This is a genomic window from Solwaraspora sp. WMMD406 (assembly GCF_029626025.1).
Lineage (GTDB): Bacteria > Actinomycetota > Actinomycetes > Mycobacteriales > Micromonosporaceae > Micromonospora_E.
Map to the genome: position 1 here is coordinate 6,348,517 of NZ_JARUBF010000001.1, position 19,079 is coordinate 6,367,595.

16 protein-coding genes and 2 pseudogenes are annotated in these 19,079 nt (G+C 71.1%); 5 read left to right on the plus strand and 13 right to left on the minus strand.

All coding sequences use genetic code 11. From position 1 onward, the window contains the following. Positions 1–82: 82 nt before the first annotated feature. The gene (locus O7632_RS28285; RefSeq protein WP_278118721.1) at positions 83–1,165 is read right to left on the minus strand and encodes an adenosine deaminase; all 1,083 of its coding nucleotides are present in this window, start codon (positions 1,163–1,165) and stop codon (positions 83–85) included. 133 nt (positions 1,166–1,298) lie between these two features. Between O7632_RS28285 and O7632_RS28290 the strand changes: the two genes are divergently transcribed. Further along, on the plus strand, positions 1,299–2,234 hold the full coding sequence (locus tag O7632_RS28290) for a putative RNA methyltransferase (RefSeq protein WP_278118723.1): 936 nt from the start codon (positions 1,299–1,301) through the stop codon (positions 2,232–2,234). Between the two features lie 52 nt (positions 2,235–2,286). Here the strand turns inward: O7632_RS28290 and O7632_RS28295 are convergent, their stop codons facing one another. The 10 genes from O7632_RS28295 to O7632_RS28340 all read right to left on the minus strand — a co-directional run bounded on the left by O7632_RS28295 (position 2,287) and on the right by O7632_RS28340 (position 14,639). Then, on the minus strand, positions 2,287–2,967 hold the full coding sequence (locus O7632_RS28295) for a DUF4272 domain-containing protein (RefSeq protein ID WP_278118724.1): 681 nt from the start codon (positions 2,965–2,967) through the stop codon (positions 2,287–2,289). A gap of 170 nt (positions 2,968–3,137) precedes the next feature. Beyond that, positions 3,138–4,436 carry a thymidine phosphorylase gene (locus O7632_RS28300; RefSeq protein ID WP_347403649.1) on the minus strand — a complete coding sequence of 433 codons (1,299 nt, stop codon included), beginning with the start codon at positions 4,434–4,436 and terminating at the stop codon, positions 3,138–3,140. Between the two features lie 137 nt (positions 4,437–4,573). Then, positions 4,574–5,350 (minus strand): cytidine deaminase, encoded by a 777-nt coding sequence (locus O7632_RS28305; protein WP_278118729.1) that lies wholly within the window; start codon positions 5,348–5,350, stop codon positions 4,574–4,576. A gap of 125 nt (positions 5,351–5,475) precedes the next feature. Next, positions 5,476–6,744 (minus strand): ABC transporter permease, encoded by a 1,269-nt coding sequence (locus O7632_RS28310; protein WP_278118731.1) that lies wholly within the window; start codon positions 6,742–6,744, stop codon positions 5,476–5,478. Positions 6,745–6,759: 15 nt separating this feature from the next. After that, a complete protein-coding gene (locus O7632_RS28315) occupies positions 6,760–8,154 on the minus strand; it encodes an ABC transporter permease (protein WP_278118733.1) in 1,395 nt (464 codons plus the stop codon). After that, on the minus strand, positions 8,151–9,746 hold the full coding sequence (locus tag O7632_RS28320) for an ABC transporter ATP-binding protein (protein ID WP_278120460.1): 1,596 nt from the start codon (positions 9,744–9,746) through the stop codon (positions 8,151–8,153). The genes O7632_RS28315 and O7632_RS28320 overlap by 4 nt, the downstream gene beginning before the upstream one ends. 144 nt (positions 9,747–9,890) lie before the next feature. Continuing rightward, complete coding sequence (locus O7632_RS28325) at positions 9,891–10,952, minus strand: BMP family ABC transporter substrate-binding protein (RefSeq protein ID WP_278120462.1); 1,062 nt, start codon at positions 10,950–10,952, stop codon at positions 9,891–9,893. Between the two features lie 329 nt (positions 10,953–11,281). Continuing rightward, the gene (locus O7632_RS28330; protein ID WP_278118735.1) at positions 11,282–11,623 is read right to left on the minus strand and encodes a hypothetical protein; all 342 of its coding nucleotides are present in this window, start codon (positions 11,621–11,623) and stop codon (positions 11,282–11,284) included. A gap of 4 nt (positions 11,624–11,627) precedes the next feature. Then, entirely contained in the window at positions 11,628–12,932 is a 1,305-nt protein-coding gene (locus O7632_RS28335; RefSeq protein ID WP_278118737.1) for a phosphatase PAP2 family protein, read from the minus strand. Positions 12,933–13,043: 111 nt separating this feature from the next. Continuing rightward, positions 13,044–14,639: a phospholipase D-like domain-containing protein gene (locus O7632_RS28340; RefSeq protein WP_278118739.1), complete on the minus strand. Its 1,596-nt coding sequence runs from the start codon at positions 14,637–14,639 to the stop codon at positions 13,044–13,046. 160 nt (positions 14,640–14,799) lie between these two features. Here O7632_RS28340 and O7632_RS28345 point away from each other — a divergent pair, with 160 nt between their 5' ends. Beyond that, entirely contained in the window at positions 14,800–15,816 is a 1,017-nt protein-coding gene (locus O7632_RS28345; protein WP_278118741.1) for an NAD(P)-dependent alcohol dehydrogenase, read from the plus strand. 198 nt (positions 15,817–16,014) lie between these two features. On the opposite strand, the pseudogene O7632_RS28350 reads toward O7632_RS28345, so the two are convergent. Both O7632_RS28350 and O7632_RS28355 read right to left on the minus strand, forming a co-directional pair. Then, a pseudogene (locus O7632_RS28350) lies at positions 16,015–16,140 on the minus strand (methyltransferase type 11); the annotation flags it as partial. A gap of 305 nt (positions 16,141–16,445) precedes the next feature. Beyond that, positions 16,446–16,661 (minus strand): annotated as a pseudogene (locus O7632_RS28355) (GNAT family N-acetyltransferase); the annotation flags it as partial. 141 nt (positions 16,662–16,802) lie between these two features. On the opposite strand from O7632_RS28355, the gene O7632_RS28360 reads away from it, so the two are divergent. From O7632_RS28360 to O7632_RS28370, 3 genes are all read left to right on the plus strand, one after another. Further along, positions 16,803–17,312 carry an O-acetyl-ADP-ribose deacetylase gene (locus tag O7632_RS28360; RefSeq protein ID WP_278118743.1) on the plus strand — a complete coding sequence of 170 codons (510 nt, stop codon included), beginning with the start codon at positions 16,803–16,805 and terminating at the stop codon, positions 17,310–17,312. 52 nt (positions 17,313–17,364) lie between these two features. Beyond that, positions 17,365–17,676: a VOC family protein gene (locus O7632_RS28365; RefSeq protein WP_278120463.1), complete on the plus strand. Its 312-nt coding sequence runs from the start codon at positions 17,365–17,367 to the stop codon at positions 17,674–17,676. A 171-nt stretch (positions 17,677–17,847) separates the two neighbouring features. After that, positions 17,848–19,038 carry a serine hydrolase domain-containing protein gene (locus tag O7632_RS28370; RefSeq protein WP_278118745.1) on the plus strand — a complete coding sequence of 397 codons (1,191 nt, stop codon included), beginning with the start codon at positions 17,848–17,850 and terminating at the stop codon, positions 19,036–19,038. The last annotated feature ends 41 nt before the right edge of the window (positions 19,039–19,079 follow it).

Here is a 19,079-nt window from a genome sequence, read left to right on the forward strand (position 1 = left end):
GTCGACCGGACGGCCGGTCGGCAGGCCCCTACCAGGCCTTTGTCAGGGACTGGTCGGCCAGGACCACGGCCGGCGGCCAAGGTCAGGCCAGCAGCTTCGCGTAGCCCGGCTTGATGACGTCGTCGATGATCGCCAACCGCTCATCGAACGGAATGAACGCACTCTTCATCGCATTAACCGTCAACCACCGCAACTCCGACCACCCCCACCCAAACGCCTCCACCAACAACCACATCTCCCGCGACATCGACGTCCCACTCATCAACCGATTATCCGTATTCACCGTCACCCGAAACCGCAAATCACGCAACAACCCGATCGGATGCTCACCAATCGAACCCACCGCACCCGTCTGCACATTCGACGACGGACACAACTCCAACGGAATCCGCTTATCCCGCACATACGCCGCCAACCGCCCCAACCGCACCCCACCATCCGCACCCACCTCCACATCATCCACAATCCGCACCCCATGCCCCAACCGATCCGCCCCACACCACTGAATCGCCTGCCAAATCGACGGCAACCCAAAAGCCTCACCCGCATGAATCGTAAAATGAAAATTCTCCCGCTGCAAAAACTCAAAAGCATCCAAATGCCGAGTCGGCGGAAAACCCGCCTCCGCCCCCGCGATATCAAACCCCACCACCCCCGCATCCCGATACCGCACCGCCAACTCCGCGATCTCCTGCGACCGCGCCGCATGCCGCATCGCCGTCAACAACGTCCCCACCCGCACCACCCGACCCGCCCCCGCCGCCCGCGCACACCCATCCGCGAACCCCGCCAACACCGCCTCCACCACCGCACCCAACCCCAACCCCCGCTCAAGATGCTGCTCCGGCGCGAACCGCACCTCCGCGTACACCACCCCGTCCGCCGCCAGATCCACCGCACACTCCGACGCCACCCGAAACAACGCCGACTCCGTCTGCATCACCGCCACCGTGTGCGCGAACGTCTCCAGATACCGCTCCAACGACCCCGAATCCGCCGCCGACACGAACCACCGACCCAACCCCACCGGATCCGCCACCGGCAACACATGACCCACCTCATCGGCCAACTCCACCACCGACTCCGGACGCAACCCCCCATCCAGATGGTCATGCAACAACGCCTTCGGCGCCCGGACGATCTCCTCAAACGAAACAGCCACCATGGATGGCAGGGTAGTGGGTGACCGTACGCACTCGTGTCGGCCACACCGAGCCCGGCACCCGGGCCCGGCACCCGAGCCCGACACCCCGACCAGGACGCACGGCGAGAAACCCCGGCCGGCAAGATGACAGGCGATGCTCGCCGACCTGGTGCCGTACCTGCGCTGCCCGTTGTGCCGTCAGCCGTTCGCCGCCGGCAGCACCACCGCCGGCAACGCCGCAGCCGGCAGCACTGCGGCCGAAGCCGGCACGGTGCGGACGCTGCGCTGCCCGACCGGACACCACTTCGACGTCGCCCGCCAGGGCCACGTCGACCTGCTGCCCGGCGCGGTGACCCACGGCGGCGACACCACCGAGATGGTCTCGGCCCGGGACCGGTTCCTGGCCGCCGGTAATTTCGCGGCGGTCCGGGACAGCGTCGTACGAGCGGCCAGCGCACACCTCCACGTCATCGCGAGGCCCGCCGGTCAGCCGCCCGCCGGTCAGCCGCCCGCCGGTCAGCCGCTCGTCGTCGACGCCGGGGCCGGAACCGGTGCCTACCTGTCCGCCGTACTCGACGCCCGGACCGACGGTCACGGCCTCGCCCTGGACATCTCCAAGGCGGCGGTACGCCGTGCCGCACGGGCCCACCCCCGAAGCGGCGCGGTCCGGTGCGACACGTGGCGCTCGCTGCCGATCGTCAACGGCTGCGCGGACCTGGTACTCAACGTGTTCGCCCCGCGTAACGGCGCCGAGTTCGCCCGGATCCTGCGCCCGGGTGGAGCGCTGATCGTGGTCACCCCGGAACCAGATCATCTCGGTGAACTGGTCGACGCGCTGCGACTGCTGCGGGTCGATCCGGAGAAGGAGGCACGGGTGGCGGCGGCGCTCGGCCGCTACTTCCGCCCGAGCCAGAGCGCGACGATCCACGATCGGCTGGAGCTGGACCGGGCCGGGGCCGAGGCCGTCGTGGCGATGGGCCCCAGCGCGCGGCACGCGGATCCGGGCGGGCTCGCCGAGCGAATCGCCGGGCTGCCGGAACCGATCGGCGTGACCACGGCGGTCCGACTGACCGTCTACCAGGCCGACTGACCGTTCACCAGGACGACCTATCAACTACCGAACGACGGAGAGTCCGGGTCGCTCAGGTGGAAAGGTCGATCTCCTCCCAGCCGGCGGGTGGATCGTGGTACGGGCCGCGAAATATCACCGCCCATTCCAGTGCCCATCGGCGCTGTCCGATCGCGTTGGCGTCGACCACTCCGGGCAGCGGTTCGCCCCGTCGTTCCGCCTCCAGATATCCCCAGTCGAGACAGTAGTAGAAGTCGAGCAGCACTGCGGCTTCCGCCGCGTCACGCGGCGCGACGAGCGTCCGGGACCGCCACTGGGCGAAGGTCTCCCCCGCTGGCAGGTTCGGCAGCAGCGACATCAGCCGGTCGTCCGAGGCGGCGACCGGGTCGAGATGTCGGGTCAGCCCGAGCACCCAGGCGAGCGCGAAGATGGCGTCGTGGTGCAGGACGAACGACCGATGGTCGCCTCGGCCGCCGATGACGAACTGCCATTCCGGCGGCGTGACCAACTCGACCAGATGCGAGCCGAGCAACCAGCTCATCGCCGCCTGCGGCGGCATCCCGAAACAGCGGGCCAGGACCAGGTGCAGGATCGCGGTCCGGGCTTCGATTTCGGCGGTCGGCCGCAACTCGACCGCGTCACCTGGTTCCCAGACCAGCGGGAACTGCGCAGGCGGCAGCGGTAGGCGGAGCCGACGCAGCTCGTCGAGACTCTCCGCGCGAATGGCCCGGGGGTCAGGAGCGAGTACGGTCACAGGCCTCGTTCCCTGCTAGTCGGCGTCGGTCTTCTCCTGGACTACCCCCCTGGCGAGGCAGGATATCCGCTCGCCGACAGCGGTGCCACGACCGGTCACGGTCGACGGCGCCACTGCCGGTCACGGTCGACGGCGCCACTACCGGTCACGTCCGGCGGACGACCGGCGGCTCAACCGATCCGCTCGATCACGAGATCGCCGTCGGGTGGCGGCTGGTCGGTCAGCCGTACCGCGTCGGCGATGCCCGGCAGCACGTCGGCGATCCGGTCGGGCGTGTCGGCGCGCAGTTCCAGCAGCGGGTCGCCGGCCCGGACCGCGTCGCCCGGCCGCCGGTGCAGGATCACCCCGGCGGCGGCGCTCACCGGGTCCTCCTTACGGGCGCGGCCGGCGCCGAGACGCCAGGCGGCGACCCCGACGGTACGGGCGTCCACCGCCGCCACGTAGCCGTCCCGGTCGGCGCGGATCAGCTCGGCCTCGGCGGCGACGGGCAGCGGCGCGGACGGGTCGCCACCCTGTGCCCTGATCATCGCCCGCCAGCTGTCCATCGCCCGGCCGTCGCGCAGCGCGGCCGCCGGGTCGGCGTCGGTCAGCCCGGCGGCGTCGAGCATCTCGCGGGCCAGGGTGAGGGTGAGTTCGACCACGTCGGCGGGTCCGCCGCCGGCGAGGACCTCGACCGCTTCGGCCACCTCGATGGCGTTGCCGACGGTCCGGCCCAGCGGGGTGGACATGTCGGTGAGCAGGGCGACGGTCCGCACGTCGTGTGCGGCACCGAGGTCGACCATCGTACGGGCGAGTTCCCGCGCGTCGGCGACGGAGGACATGAACGCGCCGGTGCCGACCTTGACGTCCAGGACCAGCGCCTCGGTGCCTTCGGCGATCTTCTTGCTCATGATCGAGCTGGCGATCAGTGGTATCGCCTCGACCGTGGCGGTGACGTCGCGCAGGGCGTACAGCTTGCGGTCGGCCGGCGCCAGGTGGTCGCCGGCGGCGCAGACGACGGCCCCGATGTCACGGAGCTGCCGGACGAACTGGGCGTTGGTCAGCTGTGCCCGCCAGCCGGGGATGGCTTCGAGCTTGTCCAACGTACCGCCGGTGTGGCCGAGCCCTCGGCCGGACAGCTGCGGTACGGCCGCCCCGCAGGCGGCGACCAGCGGGGTCAACGGCAGGGTGATCTTGTCGCCGACACCGCCGGTGGAGTGTTTGTCGACCGTCGGCCGTGCGACTCCCGACAGGTCCAGCCGCTCGCCGCTGGCGATCATGGCGGCCGTCCAGCGGGCGATCTCCCCGGCGGTCATCCCGCGCAGCAGGATGGCCATGGCGAGCGCCGACATCTGCTCGTCGGCGACGTCGCCCCGGGTGTAGGCGGCGACGATCCAGTCGATCTGCGCGTCGCTGAGCCGACCGCCGTCGCGCTTGGTCCGGATCACGTCCACGGCGGTCGGGCCGACCTGCGCGCTACCGGCGGCCACGCCGACCTGCGCCCTATCGTCGGACAACGTCGTCACCATCTCTCGTCGGCACCGCACGCGGACACGCGCGGATCGGTGTGGTAGATCGGTGTGGCAGGTCGGGCAACGGCCAGCCTGCTCGGCCGGCCAGCGGGTGCTCAGCCGGCCCAGCGGGTGCTCACCTCGGCCGGCGGGTCCCCCTCGCCGGCCCAGGAGACCGTGCCGTCGGCGTCGACCACGACCACCCGGTGCGTCCGGGCCCGCCCCCAGGCCACCGCCGACTCGGCCGACGGCCAGCTCGGCGCCTCCTCCAGGATGCCCGAGTCGGCGGTCCCGCCGGTGGACTCCGAACGCTCCCAGTAGCCGGTCCAGACCACCTCGCCGCCGGCCGAGTCCGGGTGCACGAAGACGGTGCCCCGCCCCCGCCAGCGGGCCAGCCGGGCGGGCACCGCCGTGTCCGGAGCGACCACCGCCCGGCCGGCGGCGTCGGAGCGGCCGATGTGCTCGGCTCCGACCCGGCTACGGTCCGCCGGCGCGGTCAGCGCGGCCGCCGCCAGGTCCGCCGGGCCGAACGCGTGGGGCAGCAACTCCGCCACTGTCAGCGGTGCGGGCAAGGCCTCCACCAGGCATTCCGGGCCGCCGTGCTCCCAGAGCAGTTGGCGGCACCGGCCGCAGGGCATCAGCGGGCGGCCGTCGCCGCCCACGCAGGACAGCGCCACCAGCCGACCGCCGCCGGTGCTGTGCAGCGACGACACCACCCCGCACTCGGCGCAGAGCGCGACACCGTACCCGGCGTTCTCCACGTTGCAGCCGACCACCACCCGGCCGTCGTCCACGAGCCCGGCCGCGCCGACCGGGAAGCTCGAATACGGCGCGTACGCGTGGCGCATCGCTTCCGTCGCCGCCCGCCGCAGCTCCACCCAGTCGATCTCCACGGCTGTCCTCCTTCACCCTGCGCCCGGCCGGACACCGGGCACCGCGGTCACCGACCGGCGGGTGCCCGCCTCCCGGCGGGGACCGGGCACCCGACCGGTCAGTGGTAAACGGTAGACGGCGGTGATCAGGCTTTGATGTAGGGCTTGCCGTCGGCGGCCGGTGCCCGTACCCGCCCGACCAGCCCGGCCACCGCGAGGATCGTCGCCAGGTAGGGCAGCATCGCCAGGAACTGGCTCGGGATCGCGCTGCTGATCGCCCCCAGGTAGGCACCGAGCTGGTCGGCGAAGCCGAAGAACAGCGACGCCAGCAGTGCCCCGGTCGGGCTCCACCGGCCGAAGATCAGCGCGGCGAGCGCGATGAAGCCCTTGCCGCCGATCATGTTCTTGGTAAACGAGTAAAGCAGCAGGGTGTACGACCCGCCGCCGACCCCGGCGACCATGCCGGCGAGCAGCACGTTGCGGTAGCGCAACCCCAGCACCCGTACGCCCAGGGTGTCGGCGGCGATCGGGTGCTCGCCGACCGACCGGGTCCGCAGCCCCCACCGGGTCCGGAACAACGCCACGTTGATCACCACGACCAGGATCAGCGCCAGGTAGAGGAAGATGTTGCCGCGAAACAGCGCCGGCCCGATCACCGGGATCTGCGACAACAGCGGAATCTCCCAGGTGCCGAAGTGCGGCGGCTGGTTGTAGGCCGGCTGGTCGGTCTGCATCAGCCGCTCGTAGAGGAACCCGGTCAGACCGACCGCGAACAGGTTGAGCACGATCCCGATGACGACCTGGTCGACCAGGTAGCGGATGGCGAACAGGGCGAGCAGCAGCGAGATGAACGCCCCGCCGAGGGCGGCGGCGATCAGCCCGACCCAGACGCTGCCGGACATGGTGCCGATCAACGCGCCGGCGAAGGCACCCATCAGCAGCTGGCCTTCGATGGCCACGTTGACCACGCCGGAGCGTTCGCAGAGCACCCCGGCGAGCGAGCCGAAGATCAGCGGCAGGGCCAGCAGGAACGTGCCGCGCACCATGTTGACCATCGGCATGAAGTTCTGCCCGGTCGGGGCGGTGGAGATCTGCCAGCAGAGGAAGCTGACCACGAAGCCGACGACGCCGACGGCGAGCAGCGGCGTGAACCAGCGGGCACCGTACGGGCTGAGCAGGGCGACCCCGGCGACTACGGCGATCAGGCCGAACAGGACCGCGCCGAGGGTGCCGGGAATCCGCAGCGCCGCCCCGCCGGCGGTCTCGCTGAGGGTGAACCGGGCCTCCTGGGAGTCGGCCAACGTGCCGAAGACGGCCGTGGCGACGCCGCCGGCGGCGACCAGACCGACCCCGGTCATCCGGGTACGGTTCCAGAAACGCTCCGCGACGGTCACCGGAGTATCAGTGACGACCATGGTGGACAACTCCGGTCACCAGCCCTTCGCCATGCTGGTCTGCAACCGGGCGGACCGGGCCGCCCGGAGCTGGAAGATCGCCTTCACCAGAGCGGGGGCGGCGATGAAGATGACGATCAGTGCCTGCAGTACGGTGACCAGCTCCAGGGAGATGCCGGAGCCGGACTGCATGGCGTTTCCGCCGGCCCGCAGCGCCCCGAACAGCAGCGCCGCCAGCGCGACCCCCCAGGGTTTGACCCGGCCGAGCAGGGCGACCAGGATGCCGTCGAAGCCGATCTGGGCGGCGACCAGCGGGGTCAACGCGTTCGCCGTACTGCCGAGCACCATGGTGGCACCGCCGAGTCCGGCCAGGCCGCCGGCGACGACCATCAGCAGCACGTACGTGCCGGTGACGCTGATCCCGGCGGTCCGGGCGGCGTCGGGGTTGGCGCCGACGGCGCGCAGTTCGAAGCCGAACGTGGACCGGTTGAGCAGCCACGCGATGGCGGCGGTGGCGGCGATGGCCACCAGGATGCCGGCGTGGACCCGCAGGCCGTCGCCGAGCAGCCGGGGCAGCTGGGCGGTGGTCTCCACCGGCCGGCTGATCGCGTCCGGCCGGTCCGGGTTCTGCACGCCGGGCTGCACGATGATCCAGGTGAGGAAGTACAGCGCGATGTAGTTGAGCATGATCGTGGTGATCACCTCGTGGGCGCCGGTACGGGCTTTGAGGAAGCCGGGGAAGAAGCCCCACAGCGCGCCGCCGAGCGCTCCGGCCGCCACCGCGACGATCACGTGCAGCACCAGCGGCAGCGGCAGCAGGAAACCGGCGAGGGCGGCCACGATGACGCCGATGATCGCCTGTCCCTGGGCGCCGATGTTGAACAGGCCGCCCCGGAACGCCAGCGCCACCGACAGTCCGGTGAAGACCAGCGGGGTGGTGTAGGTCAGCGTCTCGGAGATCGGCCGGAGCACCGCGGTCCACTCGGCCTCGCCGGCGGTCCACGCCCGTACCGTCTCGGGGTTGATCACCGAGCCCTTGAACAGGTTGGCGTACGCCTCGCTGACCAGCGTCCAGCTGGCGCTGAACGCGTCACCGGGCCGGGCGAACAGGTAGGTGTAGGTGGCCAGCACGTCGGCGTCGGAGACGATCATCAGTACGCCGCCGATGACGACCGCGAGGGCCAGGGCGAGCACGGTGACGGTGACCGTGTTGGCGGCCCAGAGGTGGTGCAGGAAACGCTGCCCGAGGGATTCGTCGGCGTCGGACGCCGGTCCGCCGGTCGGCACCGTGGCCGGCTGGCCGGCTTCCGGTGTCGGGGTGTCCGGACTGGCGGCGTCGCTGGCGGCCGCGTCGTGCGCGGCGGCGGCCGGTTCGACGCCGGCGGGCGGCTTGTCCGGCGAGCCCGCCGGCGAGCCGTTCTCGCTGGTCATTGCGTCCCTTCTTGGTCTACCGCCGAGCCGGGCTCCGACTCGGTCGGGCCGGGTTTCGACTCGGGCGCTGCGGGGTCCGATCCCGGCGCTGCGGTGACGCCGGCCATCAGCAGGCCGATCTGTTCCCGGGGGGTGTCCGGCGACACGACGGCGATGATCCGACCGCGATACATCACCGCGACCCGGTCGGCCAGCCCGATCACCTCGTCGAGTTCGCTGGAGACGACCAGGACGGCGGTGCCGGAGTCACGTTCGTGGACGATCCGGCTGTGGATGAACTCGATGGAGCCGACGTCGACGCCCCGGGTCGGCTGGGCGGCGATGAACAGCTTCAGTGGCCGGGACAGTTCCCGGGCCACGATCACCTTCTGCTGGTTGCCGCCGGACAGGGTGGCCACCGGGGCCTGCGCCGACGACGTGCGTACGTCGAACTGGGCGATCCGTTCCTGCGCGGAGGCGGCGATGGCCGCCGGGCGCAGCACCAGCCCGGAGCCGTACGGCGGCTGGTCGTAGAGGTCGAGCACCAGGTTCTCGGCGACGCTGAACTCCTTGACCACCCCGTCGACGCTGCGGTCCTCCGGCACGTAGCCGACCCCGGCCCGCAGCACCCGTTTGGTGCTCCAGCCGTCGATCCGCTCGCCGTTGAGGCTGACGTCGCCGGACAGCACCGGCCGCAGACCCATGATCGCCTCGACGAGTTCGGTCTGGCCGTTGCCCTGCACACCGGCGATGCCGAGCACCTCACCGGCCCGTACGGTCAGGTCGACGCCGTCGACGACGCGCACGCCCCGGTCGTCGTCGACGACCAGCCCGGCGATGTCGAGCACCGGTTCCCCGGGCTGCGCCGGGGTCTTGTCCACGGTCAGGCTGACGTTGCGGCCGACCATCAGCGCGGCCAGTTCGTCGCGGCTGGCGGTCGGTTCGGCGGTGGCGACGGTACGGCCGCGCCGGATCACGGTGATCCGGTCGGCGATCGCCTTGACCTCGCCGAGTTTGTGGGTGATGAAGACGATCGACTTGCCGGCCGCCTTGAGCGAGCGCATGACGGCGAGTAGTTCCTCGGTCTCCTGCGGGGTGAGCACCGCGGTCGGCTCGTCGAGGATCAGCAGGTCGACGTCGCGGGTGAGGGCCTTGACGATCTCGACCCGCTGCTGGATGCCGACTGGCAGGTCCTCGATGACCGCGTCCGGGTCGACGGCCAGGCCGTACCGGTTGGAGACGTCGACCACCTCCGCGCGGGCCTTGCGCTGGTCGAGGAAGCCGAGCAGTCCGCCCCGGGTACGTTCGGCGCCGAGCATGACGTTCTCGGCGACGGTGAGCACCGGGACCAGCATGAAGTGCTGGTGCACCATGCCGATGCCGGCGGTGATGGCGTCCCGGGGGTTGCGGATCTTGATCGGGGTGCCGTCGACGAGGATCTCGCCCTCGTCCGGCTGCAGTAGGCCGTACAGGACGTTCATCAGGGTGGATTTTCCGGCACCGTTCTCGCCCAGCAGGGCGTGGATCTCGCCGGGTTCGACGGTCAGGTCGATATGGTCGTTGGCGACCAGGTCGCCGAAGCGTTTCGTGATGCCGCGCAGTTCGAGTCTCAGCGGAGCCTCCTGGGAGACCTCCGGGCCACCGGCGTGCGCCCGGACGGGTCGATGGCTGACGCCGCCCCTGTCACCCGGCGAGAAATCCCAGGTGACAGGGGCGGGTTTCGCGTGCCGCGCCGGTGACCGGCGCGCCGGCGGTCGTTACTCCGGCTGCGCCGCGGAGGTGACCTCGATGGTGCCGGCGATGATGTCGGCCTTGAGCTGCTCGATCTCCGCCTTGAGGTCGCCGTTGACCCGGTCGTCGAACTCGTTGTACGGGGCCAGCGAGACGCCCTCGTTCTCCAGGTTGCCCAGGTAGCCCGGGTCGGAGCTGAGCTCCTCGCCGTTGGAGCCGGCCAACACGGCCTGCTTGACGGCGTCCGGGATGTTCTTGACCACGGTGGTCAGGAACACGTCGCAGTACTGCTCGGCGCTCTCGCAGCCGTCGACGTCGACCCAGATCACGCTGTACGCGCCACCGGCGGCCTGCGCGGCGGCGGCGGTGCCGAGGCCGGCGCCACCGGCGACCGGCATGATCACGTCGGCGCCCTGGGCGACCAGGCTGTCGCTGACCTTCTTGCCCTCGTCCTGCTTGACGAAGTCGTTGGTGAAGGAGCCGTTCTGGGCTGCCTTGTCCCAGCCGAGGACCTGCACGTCGGTGCCCTTGACCTCGTTGTAGTGGGCGACGCCGTCGACGTAGCCGTCCATGAAGATGGTCACCGGCGGGATCGGCAGACCGCCGTAGGTGCCGACGATGCCGCTCTCGGAGAAGCCGGCCGCCAGGTAGCCGGCGAGGAACGCGGCCTGGGCGGTGTCGAACTGCATCGGGTACGCGTTCGTCGCCTCGATCTTGGCGTCGACGATGCCGAACTGCTGGTCCGGGTTGGCGGCGGCGACCGCCTGGGTCGCGTCGCCCATCAGACCGCCGACGGCCAGGATGAAGTTGCAGTCCTGGTTGACGTAGCCGGTCAGGTTCGGCTCGTAGTCGGCTTCGGCGCTGGAGGCGACGTAGTCGCCCTCGATCGCGTCGTTCTCGCTCTCCGCCGCCTCGATGCCCGCCCAGGCCGAGGCGTTGAAGGACCGGTCGTCGATGCCGCCGACGTCGGTCACCATGCACGCCTTGTACGCCTCGGTGGCCTCTCCACCAGTGCCTTCGTTATCGGGCGCCTCACCGCACGCGGCGAGCACGAGCCCGCCAGCCGCGACCACCGAGACGATCCGCATCCCACGCGTAGAGCGCAAGACGGTCTCCTTCCATTTGCACACCGCCACTGTCGCGGCTTAGCGTTCCCCACCCGGCCGATCGGACCGGACGTACTTTGGACGGGAGCGTACGCGTCCTCCCGTCCCCCGGCAGACAATCGTGCACGACTGTTGAGCCGCCGTTACCCTCGTGTGACTGTCCCGTACGAAGGTCACCTCTGCTACGCCTGCCGGCCTCCAGCGCCGACCCTAACCGGGGCCGCGCCGGGCCGTGTCGGGTCGCGTCCGGTTCACCCGGCAGTCACCCTGACCAGCGGCGACACCGCCGGTGAACCGTTCCAGACGGTGCGTCAACGCCAGAAGACGGCCACGGCGGCGTTGACGAGGGTCAGCACGATGATTGCCAGGAAATGGCCCTTGTTGACCGATTCGCGCTTGCGGGAAAAGAACACCATCGCCAGGATGGCGAGCGCGAGCACCAGTTTGGTAACGAGTTTCGCGGGAGCCGGTTCGTCGCCGTCGCGCAGCGGCGCGGACAGGCCGATGCCGGTGACGACCTGGATGACCGCACCCCACAACATGGCCGAGTTGATCCGGATCCGGCCACTCTGCCATTGGACGACAGCGCCGCCGAGCAGCAACGCGAAACCGATCAGGTGCGCATAGAGCAGTACGAGTCTGAGAGCTTCCACCCGGTCATCCTCGCCTACCCGACCGGTCCGGCCGGCGCAGGGGTTGCGCGGGCACGGCCGGCCGGTCGCCGCCCTCGACCTCAGCTCGCCGGCGTCGGTCGCCGGCTGACGTCGGTACCGCACCGGTGGTCATCGGCGACTCGTCGGTCGGGCGGATCGCCCACCAGCACGCCGCGACCCAGCACAGTCCGAGCAGCAGACTGCCGACCAGGTCCAACGGATGGTGCACACCCCAGTAGAGGCGGGACAGCGCCACCCCGGTCGGCGCGAGCACCGCGACCGCGACCGCCGTCCAGCGCGGCCAGCCCCGAGACCAGTGCCAGACCAGCAGGGCCAGCGCGAGGTAGAGCGACAATGGCGCGGCCACGTGCCCGGACGGGAAACCCGCCGTCGGCGGAACCTCCTCCCCCAGGTGCGGCACCTCGGGCCGGTCACGGCCGACGACGCCGGAGGAGACGAGGAACAAGGTGATCTCGCCGGCCATCACGGCGACGAGGAACACCACCGGCCGCAGTCGGCGGCGTACCGCGACGACGACCACACCGACACCGAGCGCGCCGGCCATCGACCAGTTCGTGTCGCCGAACCGGTTGCCGGCCGCCACGATCGGATCGAGCGCGCTGTCGCGTCGTGCGACGAACCACTCCACCGCCGCCTGGTCGGCGGCGAGCAGCGCCGAGCCGGTCAGCGGGCCGGTGACGAGCAGACCGACGCCGATCAGCAGGCCGAGGATCAGCGCCCAGGCCGCCAGCAGGTAGGCGGCGGTCCGCCACGGCCGGGGCAGGACGGTCCGCTCGTCCGGCGCGGCCCGCAGCCCATGATCGACCTGGGATCGATCCGGTCCGCCGACCGCTGCGCGCCACAGGTCGTCGCCGGTCAGCCAGCGGTAGCCGGCGACCGTCGTCGCCAACCAGACCAGGCCGAGCAGCCAACCGGCGCCGATCGCGCCGAGCAGCGGGCCACCGAGCAGGACACGGAGCACGTCGAGCACGACGACCAGCAATGCCGCCGCACCGGCCGTCGGGATGCGCCACCGAGGTGCCACCGCCGGGAGAAACACCAGCAGCAGTACGCCGTACGCGACGACCGAGGCGACCGCCTGACCGCTGGGCAAGCCCAGGTCGAGCCAGCGGTAGGCCACCGCCCCGCCGGCGGTGACCACGACGTAGCCGGCGAGCCGGGGCCGGCGGCGGATCAGCAGGTACACCGTTGCCAGCAGCAGTACCCGTACCAGCATGGTGTGGCCGCCGAAGTCGGTGACCCCTCGGGCGACCTCGACCCCGACGGATCCTTCGGCAGCAAGCGGCATGACCGGCTGTGCTACCCGCCCGGACGGTCACCTCAAACGGGTCACGTCAGCGACGACCGACGATCACCAGGTCGCGGCGGCCGACGATCACCAGGTCGCGGCGGCCGACGATCACCAGGTCGCGGTGCGGCGCATCCGGCGCGGTCGGCCGTCCGGGTCGTAGAACAGATGGTACGGCGGGGTCGCCCAGGCGCGGGTGAACGTGGACAGTTTCGCCGGATCGTGCCGGCGCAGCCGGCCGGGTGGACGCGGGCCGCGCCGACCGTGGGCGTACCAGGCGTCGAGGGCGTCGGCGCTGGCACCGGCCGCCCGGACGGCGTCGGTCGGGTCGAGCAGATCGTGATCCTGGCTGCCGTCCGCTGCCCGGTCCAGGTGCTCGCGCATCAGGGTGAGCCGCAGGTCGCGGGCGAAGACCCGGGCCTGGTCACCCAGTCCGGCCGGGTCACGTGGTGCTCGCGGATCGGGCGTGTCGTCGAGCACGGCGCAGGACAGCTCGCTGTCGTTGGTCCAGGACCGACGGTTGAAGTTGTCGCTGCCGACACAGGCCCACACGTCGTCGACCACGCACGCCTTGGCGTGCACGTAGACCGGGGTGCCGGCGTGGTTCTCCACGTCGAAGACGTGCACCCGGTCGGGGTCGGCCCGGCGACAGACGTCGATGGCGTACTCGCGACCCACCACGTTCGGTGGCAGGGCCAGCCGGCCGTCCACGTCCGGGTGGCGGGGCACGACCACCATCAGATGCAGGTCGGGACTGTCCCGCAGGGCGTCGGCGAACAGCTGGGCCACCTGCGCGGACCACATGTACTGGTCCTCCAGGTAGATCAACCGTCTGCCGCGCCGGATCGCCTTGGCGTAGCCCCGGGCGATCGTCCGTTCGCCATCCGGCGCGAACGGGTACGGGTGTGGGGTGGCCGGGTAGGTGCGCAGCACCTGCACGCGATGCGGACCGCACGGCGGTGGCGGCGCGGTCGCCGACGGCGGTGGCAGCGGTCGGCCGGTGCTCGGGCGGCCGGCGAGCCGGTCACGGAGCATCGCGACCGGGTTCCCCCGCCGCAGTACGGTCGGGTCGTCCCAGCGTTCCCGGAAGGTCAGGTCGAGCGCGGCGACGACCGGGCCACGCAGTTCGAGCTGGATGTCGTGCCAGGGCGGTCGGTCGCCGTACCGGGGTGACATGCTCACCGGCTGCGGATCGCCGTGGTGGTCGGCGTCGTCCCGGCGGCTGTGGCACAGGTCGATCCCGCCGGCGAACGCGACGTCCCGTTCGGGTCGGCCGGGGTGGCGGGCCACCACCAGCTTCTGGTGATGCGATCCGAACCGGCGTACCCGCTGGTCGAGCAGCACCTGCCCGCCGTCGTCGTTGATCTCGTCGGCGAGGTTGCGGTTCTGCTCGGCGCTGTAGATCAGCCGGTCGAGGTGCGAGCGCCAGACCAGGCCGCAGACCAGCACACCGCGTTCGGCGGCGGTGGACAGCAGTTCGGCCACGGTCGGCCCGGCCGGGCGCAGCCGCTGGTCGGGGTCGCCCCGCCAGTCGGTGAAGAAGAGCTGGTCGCCGTCGCGCATCGCGTCGACCACCTCGACCAGCCGGTCGAAGTACGCCGCCCCGTGCACGTGTACGCGCACCTGGTTGCCGTCGCACCAGGCCGGCAGCGCGGAGGCGGGATTGTCGCGTTGCTCCCCGGTCAGAAACCAGTCGTCGATCGACACCCGCACCTCCTCGCCGGTTCCTCCGGCGCTCCCGGCCGGTCGGGTTTGGGGCTACCCCGCGACGTGGCCGGCGACACCTACCCCGACGATCCGGGTCCGTTCGCGGACCGGACGTCCGTCCTCAGCGTGCTCACAGCGCACCTGCAGCATCATCGCCCGCATGCGAGCGGTGATCTTCGACGCGTACGGCCCGCCCGAGGTGCTCACCCAGGTCGACCTGCCGACGCCGGTGCCCTGCGGTGACCAGGTGCTGGTCCGGGTGCACGCCACCACGGTGACGTCGGCCGAGTGCGGGATGCGCCGGGGCGAACCCCGGTGGGGTCGGGCGATCATCGGTCTGCGGCGCCCCCGCAAGGGAATCCGGGTGCTCGGGCTGGAATTCGCCGGCGAGATCACCGCGACCGGTCCGGCGGCCAGCCGGTTCCAGGTCGGCGACCGGGTCTTCGGCTTCACCGGCTTCGGCGTCGGGGCGAACGCCGAATTCAAGTGCCTGTCGGAGCGGGCGTCCATGACGACCGTGCCGAAGAACGTGACGTACGCGCAGGCCGCCGCGTCCGTCGACGGCTTCACCACCGCCTGGCATTTCCTGCACGACCTGGCCGACCTCCAGGCAGGTCAGAAGGTGCTGGTCGTCGGTGCCTCCGGCAGCATCGGCACGTACGCCGTCCAACTCGCCCGGCAACTCGGCGCCGAGGTGCACGGCGTGTGCAGCGGCCGCAACGCCGAGCTGGTCGGCTCCCTCGGCGCGCACCGGGTGTTCGACTACACCGCCGAGGACTTCACCACCAGCGGCGAGCACTACGACGTCGTCTTCGACACGGTCGGGCGCAGCTCGTTCGCCCGGTGCCGGCCGGTGCTGACCCGGCGGGGCTGCTACCTGCCGACGACCGGGTTGGTGGTGAACAACCTGCTGGCGGCCGGCACGGCAGTCACCGGCGGCCGGCGGGTCCGGACCGGGATGTCGGTACGCAAGCACAGCGCCCTGGCCGCGCTGCGGGATCTGCTCGGCGACGGCCGGCTCCGGGTCGTCATCGACCGCAGCTACCCGTTGGCCGAGATCGTCGAGGCCCACCGGTACGTCGACAGCGGGCACAAGGTCGGCAACGTCGTGATCACCGTCGTGAACGGCGACGGCCCGGCGGCCGTTCCCAGGCATTCGCCGCCCGCAGCAGGGTGAGCGCCGACTCGTCCGATCCGCAGGTGTATCAGCTGGTCGCAGCCCTGGTCACCAGCACTGACCATTCGGCGTCCGACTCCCCACGACATGATCGCGTCAGCAGCCCGAGCAGGTCCACAGTAGCGTCGGCTTCGGCGGAGTGCCCGCACCCTCGTCGGTGCGGCGACCTCGCTCGCCGCAGAAGACACTCCACCGGTCACCGCCGTCGACTCGGTAGAAGGCGAAGGTGCCGAGGCGGCCGAGTCGACCCCTGCTGCGGCCGTTCTCCGTGACGCCGGTCAGGCCGGCCTCGGCCAGCGCGGCCAGGACCCGCTCGGGCCGGCTGGTCACCAGTCGGGGGGTCGTCGTGCAGCCGAGCAGAGGGTGACCACCTCGCGATCCGGCCGGCGCAGCGACGCGAGCGCGGTCAGCACCTGAGCGAGCCGGCGGACGCGAACGCGGCGACCGCCGACCGGTAGCGCCGGTTGCCCCGCCGTGGTTGTAACCGTCTTGGCGTACCGGTCGAACAGCTCGCCGAAGGCGGCGGCGTCACCGGCCCGCGCCCGGGTGCGTAGGTCCGTCGTCATGCTTCTTGTCTGTCTGCCACCGCCACCCGGGTTCCCACCTGATCGGTCACCGCAGCCGCAGTTCATGCCTTCGTGGCTGGCGACGAAGCCAAGCCGCCGGTAGAAGCGGTGCGCGTCGGCCCGCGTCTTGTCGGTGGTGAGTTGGACCAGTGCGCAGCCCCGCTCGCGCGCCCGGTCGATCACCCACGTCATCAGAGTCCCGCCGAGGCCCTCGCCACGGCGGTCGGAGATGTAGGTGACCTGCAGGCACGCGACGACGGCTCCGTCGTCGGCGTCGGCCGGCCAGCAGGGTGTCGAGCTGTACGCCAGCCACCTCGGGCTCGCCGGCAGACGTGGCTGGCGTACAGCTCGCGGTCGCTCAGCTCGCGGTCCGCTCAGCTCGTGGTCCGCTCAGCTCGTGGTCCGTGGCAGGATCGGATCGTGGCAGTCATCGAAGTCGTCGTCGGCGACATCACGCGCGAGGACGTGGACGCCGTCGTCACCGCTGCGAACGAGTCGCTGCTCGGCGGCGGCGGTGTCGACGGAGCCGTCCACCGTGCGGCCGGTCCCCGCCTGGCGCGGGCCGGCGGCGCGATCGCGCCCTGCGCGCCGGGCGACGCCAAGGCGACCCCGGCGTTCGACCTCGACCCGCCGGTGCGGCACGTCATCCACACGGTCGGGCCGATCTGGGAAGGCGGCGACCGAGGCGAGGCCGACGTCCTGGCCTCCTGCTATCGACGCTGCCTGCGGGTCGCCGACGAACTCGGCGCCCGGACGATCGCCTTCCCCGCGATCGCCACCGGCGTGTACGGCTTTCCCGCCGACCGGGCCGCCCGGATCGCCGTCGCGACCGTCATCGCCACCCCGACCTCCGTCGAACGGATCCGACTCGTCGCGTTCGACGAGGCCACCGCGACGCATCTGCGGTCCGCGCTGGCCGCCCTGCGGTGATGACGCCCTGACCGAAACATGAGAATCGATCATGTCCGAATTTCCGGTTCTGATGCATACCGTTCTGGACGCTACCGATGTCCGATCCTTGGCTGAGTTCTACCGGGTCTTCCTCGGTCTGCGCTACCGTCCCGGCGACGAGCCCCGGGCCACGGAGTCCCGGCGGATGAGCACTGGCTCGTGCTGGTCGACGGCGACGGCAACCGCAGGCTCGCGTTCCAACAGGTTGGAGCGGCATCGTCGACGAGCGGAACAGCTCGGAGCCAGCCTGCTCTACGACCGCACCGATGACGCCGAGGAACCGCTCTACGTACTCGCCGACCCCGCCGGGCACCCGTTCTGCATCCTCGTCGGTCGACAGTGAGCGAGCACCGCGCGGACCCGGCGAGAAGCCCGACCGGGCTTCGCCCCTCCTTACCGGACTGACGAAGCCCGGGTGCGGGTGTCGCAGCCACATCCGCTACCTATGCTCGTGGATCGTGACGTCGGACAGGTGATCAGTGGACGGACCGGTCGGAGCAGGAGGAGGAGACAGATGGCTGCTGGCGGCTTCTCGGCGAAAAGGCTGGTCCGGGTACGGGAGCTACTCGAGCGGCACGTCAACTCCGGTTTCGTACCGGGGGCGGTGGCCGTCCTCGCCCGTCGCGGCGAGGCACACGTCGAAGCGACCGGCCATCTCGCGTTCGAGGGCGCGGGTTCGACGACGCCGATGGCCGCCGACACGATCTGCCGCCTGGGCTCGATGGGCAAACCGATTGTCGCCGCGTGCGCGATGACGCTGGTCGAGGACTGCACCCTGCGCCTCGACGACCCCGTCGACGACCTGCTGCCGGAGCTGGCGAACATGACAGTGCTCGCCGATCCCGCCGGGCCGCTGGACGACACCGTGCCGGCACACCGCCCGATCACGCTGCGGGACCTGCTGGTCTACACCATCGGCACCGGCATGGTCCCCGCCGAGCCGGGAACGGTGCCGATCTCCGACGCGCTGAGCACGCTCGGCAAGCCGCCGCCGGACGAGTGGATCCGCCGGCTCGGCGCGCTGCCGCTCGTCCACCAGCCAGGTGACCGATGGATGTACGACACCGCCGCCGACCTGACGGGCGTGCTGGTCGCCCGGGCCACCGGCAGGTCGTTCGCCGATGCCCTGCGCGAGCGGATCTGCGAACCGCTCGGGATGACCGACACCGGCTTCACCGTGGGCGGCGACAGTGTCGGCCGGCTGGCGACGGCGTACGAGCGTGACGACGCCGCCACCGGCGGGGCGATCGTCGAGGACGGCGCCGACGGGCGGTGGACCCGGCCGCCGGTGTTCGCCTCCGGCGGCGGCGGGCTCGTCTCCACCGCCGACGACTACCTGGCCTTCGCTTCGGCGTTGCTGGCCGGCGGCACGCATCGTGGTGAGCGGGTGCTGTCGCGAGCGTCGGTGGCGCTGATGACGAGCGATCAGTTGACCCCGGCGCAGAAGACGGTATCCGGGTTCTGGCCCGGGTACTTCGACGACATGGGCTGGGGTTTCGGGATGTCGGTGCGCACCCGCCGTACGCATCTCGGCCCGTCGGTCGGCAGCTACGGATGGCCCGGCTTCTATGGCACCGCCTGGTACAACGATCCCGCCGAGGAGTTGACCGCGATCCTGATGATCCAGCGGGCGCATGCGGGCGACCAGACGCTCCCGAGGTCGCGCGATTTCTGGACCGCCGTCTACCAGGCGATCGACGACTGACAGCGCCCCGATCCGGTGACCCGCGACGGACGCGGTAGGGA

Coding starts and splice junctions, on each gene's coding strand:
- O7632_RS28285 (WP_278118721.1), bottom strand. CDS start 1,165: ATGGTGGCTGTTTCGTTTGAGGAGATCGTCCGGGCGCCGAAGGCGTTG.
- O7632_RS28290 (WP_278118723.1), top strand. CDS start 1,299: ATGCTCGCCGACCTGGTGCCGTACCTGCGCTGCCCGTTGTGCCGTCAG.
- O7632_RS28310 (WP_278118731.1), bottom strand. CDS start 6,744: ATGGTCGTCACTGATACTCCGGTGACCGTCGCGGAGCGTTTCTGGAAC.
- O7632_RS28315 (WP_278118733.1), bottom strand. CDS start 8,154: ATGACCAGCGAGAACGGCTCGCCGGCGGGCTCGCCGGACAAGCCGCCC.
- O7632_RS28325 (WP_278120462.1), bottom strand. CDS start 10,952: ATGCGGATCGTCTCGGTGGTCGCGGCTGGCGGGCTCGTGCTCGCCGCG.
- O7632_RS28335 (WP_278118737.1), bottom strand. CDS start 12,932: ATGCCGCTTGCTGCCGAAGGATCCGTCGGGGTCGAGGTCGCCCGAGGG.
- O7632_RS28345 (WP_278118741.1), top strand. CDS start 14,800: ATGCGAGCGGTGATCTTCGACGCGTACGGCCCGCCCGAGGTGCTCACC.
- O7632_RS28365 (WP_278120463.1), top strand. CDS start 17,365: ATGCATACCGTTCTGGACGCTACCGATGTCCGATCCTTGGCTGAGTTC.
- O7632_RS28370 (WP_278118745.1), top strand. CDS start 17,848: ATGGCTGCTGGCGGCTTCTCGGCGAAAAGGCTGGTCCGGGTACGGGAG.